The 11,508-nt window shown below is 40.1% G+C and carries 7 protein-coding genes; 4 read left to right on the forward strand and 3 right to left on the reverse strand.

The features are described from left to right. Positions 1-174 precede the first annotated feature (174 nt). Both J3455_RS17030 and J3455_RS17035 read left to right on the forward strand, forming a co-directional pair. On the forward strand, positions 175-5,496 hold the full coding sequence (locus J3455_RS17030; protein WP_349562092.1) for a S8 family serine peptidase: 5,322 nt from the start codon (positions 175-177) through the stop codon (positions 5,494-5,496). Positions 5,497-5,828: 332 nt separating this feature from the next. Continuing rightward, on the forward strand, positions 5,829-6,671 hold the full coding sequence (locus J3455_RS17035; RefSeq protein WP_349562093.1) for a MipA/OmpV family protein: 843 nt from the start codon (positions 5,829-5,831) through the stop codon (positions 6,669-6,671). On the opposite strand, the gene J3455_RS17040 is transcribed toward J3455_RS17035, so the two are convergent. The 3 genes from J3455_RS17040 to J3455_RS19845 are packed head-to-tail and all read right to left on the reverse strand — an operon-like array spanning position 6,655 to position 8,932. Further along, on the reverse strand, positions 6,655-7,845 hold the full coding sequence (locus J3455_RS17040) for an ATP-binding protein (RefSeq protein ID WP_130050758.1): 1,191 nt from the start codon (positions 7,843-7,845) through the stop codon (positions 6,655-6,657). The two genes, J3455_RS17035 and J3455_RS17040, sit on opposite strands and share 17 nt — an antisense overlap. Further along, a complete protein-coding gene (locus tag J3455_RS17045) occupies positions 7,842-8,531 on the reverse strand; it encodes a response regulator transcription factor (protein ID WP_349562094.1) in 690 nt (229 codons plus the stop codon). Before J3455_RS17045 ends, J3455_RS17040 begins: the two co-directional genes overlap by 4 nt. Beyond that, positions 8,531-8,932, reverse strand: a complete 402-nt coding sequence (locus tag J3455_RS19845) for a DUF3019 domain-containing protein (RefSeq protein WP_130050760.1) — start codon at positions 8,930-8,932, stop codon at positions 8,531-8,533. Before J3455_RS19845 ends, J3455_RS17045 begins: the two co-directional genes overlap by 1 nt. A 539-nt stretch (positions 8,933-9,471) precedes the next feature. Here J3455_RS19845 and J3455_RS17050 point away from each other — a divergent pair. Both J3455_RS17050 and J3455_RS17055 read left to right on the forward strand, forming a co-directional pair. Then, positions 9,472-10,173 (forward strand): DUF3581 domain-containing protein, encoded by a 702-nt coding sequence (locus J3455_RS17050; protein ID WP_130050761.1) that lies wholly within the window; start codon positions 9,472-9,474, stop codon positions 10,171-10,173. Between the two features lie 95 nt (positions 10,174-10,268). Next, positions 10,269-11,504, forward strand: a complete 1,236-nt coding sequence (locus J3455_RS17055; protein WP_167658765.1) for a DEAD/DEAH box helicase — start codon at positions 10,269-10,271, stop codon at positions 11,502-11,504. Positions 11,505-11,508 lie beyond the last annotated feature (4 nt).

Here is an 11,508-nt window from a genome sequence, read left to right on the forward strand (position 1 = left end):
TTTAAAAAGATTTGCCCTTTTCAAAGTAATTTCCATGTTAACAATGCGTACAAAGCGCTACACGAATTTGCAACAGTTTTAAAACACCCTGTGGTTATATTGTAATTGTAAGCCGGAGATGGATATTCATGGTGCTTCAATAATTATTCAAATTAACTATCCTGGGGATACTTTATGCAAGTGAAAACACTCTCGATTGCTGTTGCCGCAGCTCTCTATAGTGCCAGCGCTGCTCACGCAGTAGGTGTTGATAACAATCTAGTCAAACACCAATTAAAAGCACCTAATATTACATTTGAAGAAGTAAAAGCGTTTAGCAAAGAGCTTAGTCAAGGTAACTCTTCAAGCATGTTGCAAAACGATGGTCTTAATGTTCAGCTAAACAGCAAAGCTAATAAATTTAAAGAAGAAGGTATTGATGGCGAACATATTTACATCATTCGTTTACGTGATAATGCTGTTGCCCTAGAAGCAAGCGATTTAACCTCGTCATTATCACAATCACTTCAAGCACAAGGCGTTTCAAAAGTATTCGAAAAAGGTCAAGCGGCAGTCTCTGCCGTAACTGATTATCAAAATAAATTGCTTTCAAAACAACGCACTGTAATGCAAAGCGTCACAGCTGTGACTGGTCGTACAGAGATGCATCGTCAATTCACTAAAGCATTAAATGGTTTCTCTGTAAAAATGACAGAGCAAGAAGCAATGCGCGTTGCTGAGCTTGGTGCGGTTGTTTCTGTGATGCGCTCTAAGAACTATGACTTGCTTTCAGATGAAGGTCCTAAGCACATTGGCGCAGATCAAGTTTGGGATGGTTCAAGCGTTCCAAGTGGCATCAAGGGCAAAGGTGAAGGTCAAATCGTTGGTATCATCGATACAGTTATTAACTCAGATCACCCATCATTTGCGGCCGTTGGCGGTGATGGTTACGAACATGAAAACCCATTTGGTGCGGGCGTTTATGTAGGTGACTGTGTTGAAGAACCTGAAGAAATTCAATGTAATAATAAATTAATCGGTGTGCGTTCTTATGATGTGATCACTGATTCGTTTGATGCCATGATCCCTGGTTGGCCAGCAATTGGTGAAGATTATCAAGGTCACGGTTCGCATGTTGCATCAACTGCTGCTGGTAACGTGGTTAAGAACGTACCATTTATGCTTCCAAGCTACGGTGAAAATACCGATGGTAATATTTTAAAAGAAGACCTTTTCCCTGAAATCTCAGGTGTGGCACCGCACGCAAATATTATTGCTTATCAAGTATGTTACCCATCAAGTGATGAATACGTTGGCTGTCCCGGCGAGGCACTTGTTGCAGGTATTGAAGATGCAATATCGGATGGTGTTGATGTAATCAACTTCTCAATCGGCGGTGCAGACTCAAATGTTTGGGCAGATCCAGTGCAACTAGCATTCTTAGCAGCACGAGAAGCGGGTATCAACGTTGCAGCTGCGGCTGGTAACAGTGGTCAAGCTTGTGGTTCATCAGAATGTTTTGGTTATCTTGATAACTCATCACCTTGGCTTGCACAAGTTGCTGCAACAACTCATGGTCGTACTGTCGCTGTTGAAACTGCGGTAGAGTTTGCAGGCTTTGCGGACGAAACTTTGGGTTCAGAAGTACCAAGCTGGTCAGAAATGGGGCTTGTTGGGGGGTCAATCAACAGTGAAGAAATTACTGGTGTGGTTGTTTGGGCTAAAGATTACGAAGACGTAAATGGCTTTAAAGATTACAACGGTTACTGTACTGCAGATTACCCAGAAAATACTTTTAACTTCTACAAAGATGGTACTGAAATCGCAGGTGCGGCCGATGGTAGCACGAATGTTATTGTTATCTGTCAGCGCCATGATGCCAATGACCCAGAAGCTAACGCGCGAACCGCAAAAGTAGATCATGTTAAAGCAGGTGGTGCAGATGGTTTCATCCTGTTTAACCGTGACCGTGATCAAGGTACTGTTCCTCAAAGCTATTCATTACCAGGCGTTCACTTTACATATGAGCAATGGAATGGAGTATACCCAGAAGATGGTTTAGAAGACTGGGTAGATAGTAATTCAGAGAAAGGCCACATGGTTACTATTAAACCAACCGTAATTGAGCGTCGTGTGGATGCTGAAGATGCGGATTGGCTAGCTACTTTCTCATCACGTGGTCCGTCATACTCAAACGTTGAAGTTTTAGCGCCGACTCTAGCTGCACCAGGTGTAGATATTTACGCAGCTTACTCTGATGAGCATCCGTTCGTGACGCCGCATGGTCAAGATTATGCGGCAATCAGCGGCACGTCGATGGCATCACCACATGTTGCCGGTTCAATGGCATTACTTCGTCAGGTTCACCCTGATTGGACTGCTGCTGAAGTACAATCAGCATTATCAATGACAGCTGAGAATGTTGTTAAATATCACCGTTTAAACGACCAAAATGATGTGGTTGCAGATGCGAAAACTTATCGCTCTGGTGCTGGTCGAATTAATGTAGCATTAGCAGCAAAGGCTGGCTTTGTTATGGATGAAACTGCTGATAACTTTTTAGCAGCAGATCCATACAATGGTGGTACGCCGCATAAATTAAACTTACCAAACCTTGTTAACTTCTCATGTGCGCCAGAGTGTCAGTGGGTTCGTACCATTAAGGCAACTGAAGATGGCACGTGGACTGTAAGTCATGAAGATGTTGAAAACTGGGCGTTTGATGTTAATTCACAATCAGCTCAAAACGGTGTGAACATTGATATCTTCCCGAAAACCTTCACGCTGAAAAAAGGTGAAACACAAACAATCATTGTTAAAGCATCAATCATGGATACCCAAGATTGGTTCAGTAACTCTGAAGTTGAGCTTCATACAAACCTTGTTTTCCAAGCCGAAGAAGCGGATATCCCAGATGCGCATTGGCCTGTGGCGTTCAAATATGACCGTGGTAACTTACCATCATCATTAGAGACGACAGCTCACTCTAATGAGGGAACATATGTTGCTAAGGGCATTGTATTGCCAAATGTAGAAGCGCCAGTAGCACGTGCATATCAGCCAGTAAAAGCAAATATCACAACGGTGACTTTACCAAAAGATGATGAACGTACCTTCCCTTGGACGATGAACCGCACAGGTGATGTGGATACAGCTGATATTTTAGATGAAGCAACATTTACTAAGTTTGTGACAGTACCAGCTAACTCAAAACGTTTTATTGCAGAAACTGTTGCTGTTGAATCTGAACTAGAAGGCACCTTGAACGTATTAAACCCTATTATTTATGTAGGTAAAGACTACAATGGTGATGGGATTGTTCAGCCACAAGATGAAATTTTGTGTGCATCTAACCACAAGATTTATAAAAACTTCTGTAATATTAATAACCCAGAAGAAGGCGAGTATTGGGTTGTTGCTTATAGTCCGAATAAAGCGTCAGTGGGTGCAGTTGAAGAAACCTTTGAACTTGCAACAGCGGTTGTCTCAGACCAAGTTGCTTCAGGTATGACTGCGAGCCTTCCAGGAAGTGATGGTCAAAATACTGTTGAAATGACTGTTGACTGGGATATGGACCTTGATGCTGACAGTGTGTACTACTCACTTCTTGATGTAGGCACGTCGGCAGTAAACCATGGCAACCTAGGTTCTATTCCATTTAAACTTAATCGTGGTAATGACGTTGCTCATCTTGATGCGCCATATACAGGTGCAAAAGTAGGCGATATGGTACCTTACACGTTTGAAGTGTTAGCGAATAACTCAGGTGTAGACCGTGAGTTCTCATTGGAACTTGATATCCCTGCAGGTCTTGATATCAAAGCAGAAAACGTAATGGTTTCAACAGCATCTGAAATCAATGTTGAAATTGCTGACGGCAAAGTAATTGTAACTGGCACACAAGCGGATACTCGCGATGTTGAGCCTGACTATATCGTAACCGATAACATCACTGATGAAATGTGCCGTACGCCTGATTTTGGTAACTCAAACCCAGGTGGCTATGTTGACTTGGCAGAGTTCGGTATTATGCCTATGCTATCTGGTTTTGATGAGGATAACCTGTACAACTCTCGCATGGGTTATTCACTCCCAATTGCTAGTTTTTATAATGGCGCATACGACACATTCAGCCTTTATAATAATGCTGAAAATACTAATATCCAAAACTCGATAATTCAAATTCGTGGTATGGGTACAGTAAACACCAATGGCAGCCGTTACTTCTACCCTGTGCATAATCCGTTCCCTTATAACTCATTCCCATATGAGAACATGGGTCCATTATGGCGTGGTTGGGAATTTAGTGACCACGGTTTATTACGCTCTGTAATGTCGGTTGGCTTATCGTCTGACGAAGGTATTTCACTTGCAAGCACAACAACAGGTTGGGGTATCGTTGAGTGGGATAACGCATCAGACTACGACAACCCTGTTTATGATCGCTCTACGGGTAAATACACTTATACAAAACGTGATAACTCATTTGACTTCCAAGTGTTATTCAATGCTAATACTCGTTTTGGTAAAGGTGAACATGAAATTTACTACGCATACGATAATTTAGATTTTGGCAGCACTCGTCCTGCAGGTAGTATCGGCTTACAAGGTTTCCGTGGTGCGCAGTATGAGTATGGTCCACTTGAAAATTACCGTGGTATCCAAATTGCTTATAACAACCTAGATGAAGTAATTAGCGATGATTATGTTGTTTGTATGGATTACATAGGTCCAGAATCATCACAGTTTGAAGTGACTGCATGGGCTGAAGTTATGCCTTCGGCAGCAGGTCAAACACTTGAAGTTGGTGCGAAAGCTGCTATCTCAGGTCTTAATGACATGATTTCAACAGCGACACTGGCAATTCCGGGTAATATCACTGTTGTTGCACTTGATGACATGGTAACTACTGAGGAAACACCAATTAGCTTTGAAGTTCATCACATTGATGAGAAGAACTCGAAGAATGAAATCTCAGTAATTTCTGATGATGTTACCTATGAAGTTGATGGCGATACAGTAACGATTACACCAAACGAGAACTTCTCTGGTGAAACAGAAGTAACTGTAATGGTGTCTGATATCGAATATCCATCAGATGCTGCAAGTACAACCTTCATGTTAACGGTTGAAACTGTTAATGACGCACCAGTTGTAGTTGTTGAAGCAAGTGCTCAGCAAGTTACTGAGGGCAGCGTTATTACCTTAGATGCATCTGCATCACATGATTTAGACAACGATGAGTTAACTTTCTCATGGGAAGGCCCAGGTGCAATAGCAAGCCCAGCATCAGCAATCACTGAAGTATCAGGTTTAACGGCTGGTGAGCATCAGTTTACTGTAACGGTAAGTGATGGTATTGAAGCGATGGAGCTTGGTGTAACTGTGACGGTAACCGCACAAGAAACAACTGTGGTTCCTGAAGAAAAAGCGAAATCATCAAGTGGCTCACTTGCTTGGTTAACTATGTTATTAGCAGGTTTTGCAGGTGTTCGTCGCCGTGTAAAACGAAACTAATAAATCCCTAAGTATGTTATGTGACAAAGGGCCCTAGGGCCCTTTTTTGCGTCTAGTAAAACCTAATGGGCATTTATTAATAACCAAAAAGAATATCTAAAATTGAAAACCTATGTAGCAAAATGTACTGGCAGTTTTATATTTTTTTCAGTGTGTTAATTTAAAGATAAGGTATAAAAGGGATGCCTTGTGCACTTTGTATGGTAAAAAAATTATACAAAGATGCGTGCAAACGATATGATCGTTCCCGATTGGGTAAAGACTAAAAAGTTTTTAGTAGTATTAAGTTGTCATAATAATTATTTGTTATGACATAAAGGTGAATTGGGTTAATGAAGAAATTGTTTGGCTTAGTGTGTTGTTTATCTGCATCAACTGCATTTGCGCAGGTTGAAGCTATACAGCCGCAATTAATTAAAAAGTCGACAATACATGCCAGCATCACAGTTGGCTATGGGGGTATTGAAAACCCAGTACTTGATGCTGATGACGTCACTTCGCCAATTCTGCCAAGCTTTGCTTATTACAGTGATAATTGGTATTTCGATGACTTTTCTGTTGGCTACAGTTTATATGAAACAGAAAAGTTTTATGTCGATTTACTGGGACGCTTTAATGACGATGGCTTTTTCTTTGAGCTTGATGGAGTAGATAAACTTTATGCGGTAGGTGTTGTAAGGTCGAGTTCAGGAAGACCAACTTTACCAACAGCTTCACCCATTGAGCTAACGCCCATAGAGCGTGACCTTTCTTATATGGCTGGGCTATCGTCTGCTGTAAACGTTTATGATGACATCTGGTTAAGTGCAGCTTATGTGAACGATGTGACCAATGTTCATAATGGTTATGAAATCTTGTTTAACGGCTACCAAATATTTGAGCTGTTTTCTGGTACTGCTGGTATTGAGGCGGGCATTAATTACAAAAATGAAGAGTTGATTGACTATTACTACACAGTTAACCCAACTGAAAGTAAAACCCGCTTACTAAGCTACAATTTAGAAAGTGCCACCAACTACTATTTGAAAGTGAGCTATGAATATCCGATCAGCGATAGTTTCAGTCTTGATTTCAAACTCAAACATACATGGCTAGACAGCAACTTAGCCAATTCAAACATGATCAATAAAAACGGATACTTCTCAGGCTTTACAGGTATTACCTACCACTTTTAGGCCAGTGTATTGTGATTTGTGCACCGCCCGTTTGTGGGCAATTGGCTAAGCTTATTTTACCGCCATGCCAACTGGCAATACGATGAACTATATAAAGCCCTAATCCATAACCACTAGCCAACTTATCTCCTTCACCTTGTTTAAAAGGCTCAATCAGCGCATCTGCATTAATTGGTAAGCCAGGTCCATCATCTGCAATACTTATAAGGTAATAGCCCGCTTGTTCTTTACTGCTTATATGGATAGTGTTTTTTGCGTATTTAGTGGCATTGATCAGTAAATTTTGCACTGCAATAGCCATAAAGCTTGCTTCACAATAGGCAGTATCTACTTCAAGCGCTGAAATGAATTCGAGCTCTTTGTATAAATCGAATTTAGCTACTTCCGTATTGATAAGTTTAGTTAAGTTAACTTTCTCCTGATTAAACACGCTTTGCTGGTGCTCTAAGCGAGCAAACGATAAGTATTGCTCTAAACGTAATTCAATTTCATCGATATCGCGTTCTATTTGCCTACTTTCTTGTGATTCTAGCTCAGCAATCGATAAAGCAAATCGCATACGGGTAAGAGGCGTACGAATTTCATGAGAAATAATGCGTGATAAATCGTTATGTAATTGCACAAATTTATTAATGCGCTCAGACATATGGGTAAACGTGCTAGCTAATGGCGCGATAGATGAATTAGGTTTTATATCTAGCTCTATCCGCTGTGGCTTTTTGCTAAAGTGGTAGGCTGCGCGTTGTAATAAACTCAAATCACGAAATACAGGGCGAATGAACAACAAGATCATGGCACCAAGTAAAAAGTAAAAGGCAAAAAATGCAAACCAGTCAGTCTTTGCTTGTGAAATCAAGGAAATAGGGCCTATTTTTTGAATGCTGCCGAAACTTCCTTTCAGGTATATATACTGCTGATTATTCTCGGTGACGCTGATAATGCCATCTTTATTGAAACTAGCTTGCAATGAATCGGGTAACACAAGTTCGTTTTGGTTAAAGGTACTGATCCTCGATGCTTTTTGCTCTGCGATTTGCGCAAGTTCTGCGACGCTGATTTGCACACTCGGTATCTGCTCAGAGAAAAATTGATTATAAAGCTGACCAAAAGCCAAAACTAAGGCAATTAAGCTGACAGTGATAATTAAATACAGCTTAAAAAATTGCTGTTTCATATTTTTGAAATATCCAGGCTGTATCCTTTACCCCGAACAGACTTAATATCCAACGACTCCTTATGTTTGCTAATGGTCTCTTTAAGCTTTTTACGTAAACGGCTAATTTTTAAATCAATAGCTCGGTCAAGTCCATCATACTCACGACCAATAACATGCTTAAATAATACTTCTCGAGAAACCGGTTGGGGTGTGCTTTTAGCTAGATAGGCAATGATCTCAAACTCACTTTCATTGAGGTTCAATGCAGTATTATGAAAGTAGATATCACGTTTTTTAGTGTCGATACGCAAAATATCACTTTGATGTGAAAAGTTATCTTGGCCAACAGTATGGGCGATAATTGTTTTAACCTTAGCTAATAACAGTTCAGGCTTAATGGGTTTTACAAGGTAGTCATAGGCGCCTAAGTTCAAACCTTTAATTTGTGATTGTACTGAGTCCAGCGCTGTTAAAAAAATGACAGGACAACTGTATTTTTCTTTCAACTGGGAAATTAACTCAAAGCCATTGCCATCCGGTAGCATAACATCACAAATAATTAGTGAAGGCATGAAGGTGATTTCACTGCTACGGTAAGCCTCCATAGTATTAAACACATCAATTGTATAGCCATGCTTTAACAAAAATGTTTGAATTAAGCTTGCTAATTTCACATCATCTTCAATTATAAAAATATGCTGCATTATAAACTCCAGCCAAAGCGCCGCTTTATTCGGTAATCTTTAGCTTCATAGCTTGCTATTGAGAGTAGTTGTTGTTTAACAACCTGATTACTCAATGGATTTATTAATTTCACAGTAAGTGGGTGCTCAGTTTTAATCTTAAACTTTTCGCTAATTAAACCTCCTTGTTTATAACACTGCGTATACTGTGGACGCTGAGTTATTTCTAAACAAAGCTCTTTAAAGGGAGCAATTCGAAAATGAATTTGTATATTAAATTCACAGACCTTTTGTTTCGTATCTGTCACACACACTGTGGGAGAGACTTTAAAAAAAGGTTGCTCAGGATTGTCATCACTTAAGCAAAGCGACGAAAAACAAAGACAAAAAAACAGCAATAGCCAACTTAATCGGTATATCATCTAACCAAGTCTCTGTTTTTTTAATAGTCTTTTCTTCAAAGTAACAATAACCATCGAAAATTGATGTAACCTGCTCAACTCACTTTGAGTACTCATTTTTTTGCCGCTTATTATAATTGTTATTTATGCAGCCTATGAGCGGCGATTACACGATAAAAAAGCGGTTCTATCATACCTTACTTATCGTTGTAGCTACAAATAGGTGCTATGCAAAGCCTGTATTTTCAGCTTGTTGGCATATTTCTTAATGTTTAAAAAGTTAGTTTGTTGTTTTAAAAAGAAAACTGAATTTATATTTAGTTTTAGCTAATAGTTTTTCATTATGTTTAGCTGAGTCTAAGTGTTTACTAATCTGCTTTATTTGTTAATCCTTTCGTACAAATTGATACAATTTAGATTTAGCCTATCGAAACCAATATTTTAGCTGATGTCATTAAACATCTCCTAAGTTCGTGATTTATAATTAACAGATTCGACCTCTATTTTCTATTTTTCTGGTAGTATAGTCAGGTTATAAGTAGTTTAAGCAGTGAACAATTATGTTAAGTCCTTATTATCAGCAGCATGCTGATTACGTTTCTATCTCACGTGAGCAAGGCTGTCGTTTCGCCAAATTAGTGGCTGATGATTTCAATCCGTTACACGATAAAGACGCTAAAAAGTTTTGTGTACCGGGCGATTTACTTTTTTCGCTGGTTTTAAACCGTTACGGCATAAGTGAAAAAATGGAGTTTACTTTCGCTGGTATGGTTGATGAAAATTCAAAGCTAACTTTCCCTGAGGGTGCTGATGAGTTTGCGATTACCGATGGCGAAAAAGTAATGCTAAAAGTTAAACGAGAAGGTGCTGTTAGCCAGTGTCCAGAATTAACGAATAGCTTAATTAAAAATTATGTTGAGTTTTCTGGCACTACGTTTCCGCATGTCATCATCCCATTAATGGGTAAGCAAGACGTGATGATCAACCCTGCGCGCCCTATGGTGATTTACGAGTCAATGCTGATTAACCTAGATCGTCTTGATATTAGCGCACCTGAATTACAATTTGCGGAACCTGATTTTGAATTTACTGGCAAGCGCGGAAAAATTACGCTTCGCTTTAACCTTTTAGAAAACGGCAAGAAAGTAGGCTCAGGTGAAAAGCACATGCTTGTATCTGGTATTCGTGATTATTGCCAAGCAACGGTTGATGACTTAATTAGTTTTTATAATCACCGTAAAGAATCACTTAAACCAGAGTAATCTCTACATTTGCTATAAAGGGCGCTCATTGCGCCTTTTTTGTTGCTGATGTTCAGCGTACAATAGCGCTTTTATAGCCAAATGTACTTCAGAATATGTCAGTAGCGACCTTTTCAGAGTTAAATCTTGCACCTGCATTGCTAAGTGCTTTGCAAGAAGAGAATTATCACACCCCCACAGCCATTCAAGCGCAAACCATCCCACTCATTTTAGCGGGAGCTGATGTAATGGGCAGTGCACAAACCGGAACGGGCAAAACAGCCGCCTTTGTTTTACCACTACTGCACAACTTGATGTCTGCTGAAGTACTCCCTGATGCTGTTAAGGTACTTATTTTAACGCCCACCCGAGAGCTCGCTCAGCAAGTATTTGCAAGTGTAGAGCGCTATGCTGCGCACACAGATATAAAAGCGGCGCTTGCTTATGGCGGCGCCAGTATTGGCCCACAAATTAAAGCCATAAAAGCTGCACAGGTTGTCATCGCAACACCTGGGCGCTTACTTGATCATGTGATCAAGGGCAGTATTAAGCTCTCTAGTATTAATGCTTTGGTATTCGATGAAGCTGATCGCATGCTTGATATGGGCTTTATTGACGAGATCAATCGTATCTTGCGTCACGTGCCAAAAGATCGTCAAACCTTACTGTTTTCAGCAACATTTGACGACAGCATCTTTAAGCTAAGTAAGCAGTTATTGAATGATCCTAAATTAGTTGAAGTAAATAAACGCAACTCAGCAGCGGTTGAAGTTGAGCAGCTAGTTTATGCGGTTGATGAAGATCGTAAGCGTGAACTGGTATCGCATATGATCGGTATGAAGAATTGGCAGCAAGTACTAATATTCACTCGTACTAAACAAACCGCTGATGTGCTTGCAAAAGAAATGTGTAAAGACGGTTTAAAAACTGAATCTATTCATGGTGATAAAAGCCAAGGAGCACGAGATAAAGCGCTACATAACTTTAAATCCGGTGCAACAAGAGTACTGGTAGCGACAGATGTTGCTGCTCGTGGCCTTGATATTGCTTCGTTAAAGTATGTAATCAATTACGAACTGCCTTATGTGGCCGAAGATTATGTACACCGTATTGGTCGTACAGGTCGTGCTGGCGAGAAAGGGATGGCGATGTCGCTGGTTAGTATTGATGAGCAATGGTTACTGGATGAAATAGATATCTTACTCGACACGAGACTTACTCCACAGTGGTTACCAGGATATGAGCCTGATTTAACCAAAGAGCCAAAACAGGTTCGTAAAAATACAAATAAAGCACGGCGCTCGCGTGATAAAAAACGCATCTTAGGGCAAAAAAGTAGGAGACGTTCCTAAATTT

This window comes from Pseudoalteromonas sp. NFXS39 (assembly GCF_040148775.1).
Taxonomy (GTDB): Bacteria; Pseudomonadota; Gammaproteobacteria; order Enterobacterales; family Alteromonadaceae; genus Pseudoalteromonas; species Pseudoalteromonas apostichopi.

Coding starts and splice junctions, on each gene's coding strand:
- J3455_RS17030 (WP_349562092.1), top strand. CDS start 175: ATGCAAGTGAAAACACTCTCGATTGCTGTTGCCGCAGCTCTCTATAGT.
- J3455_RS17035 (WP_349562093.1), top strand. CDS start 5,829: ATGAAGAAATTGTTTGGCTTAGTGTGTTGTTTATCTGCATCAACTGCA.
- J3455_RS17040 (WP_130050758.1), bottom strand. CDS start 7,845: ATGAAACAGCAATTTTTTAAGCTGTATTTAATTATCACTGTCAGCTTA.
- J3455_RS17045 (WP_349562094.1), bottom strand. CDS start 8,531: ATGCAGCATATTTTTATAATTGAAGATGATGTGAAATTAGCAAGCTTA.
- J3455_RS19845 (WP_130050760.1), bottom strand. CDS start 8,932: ATGATATACCGATTAAGTTGGCTATTGCTGTTTTTTTGTCTTTGTTTT.
- J3455_RS17050 (WP_130050761.1), top strand. CDS start 9,472: ATGTTAAGTCCTTATTATCAGCAGCATGCTGATTACGTTTCTATCTCA.
- J3455_RS17055 (WP_167658765.1), top strand. CDS start 10,269: ATGTCAGTAGCGACCTTTTCAGAGTTAAATCTTGCACCTGCATTGCTA.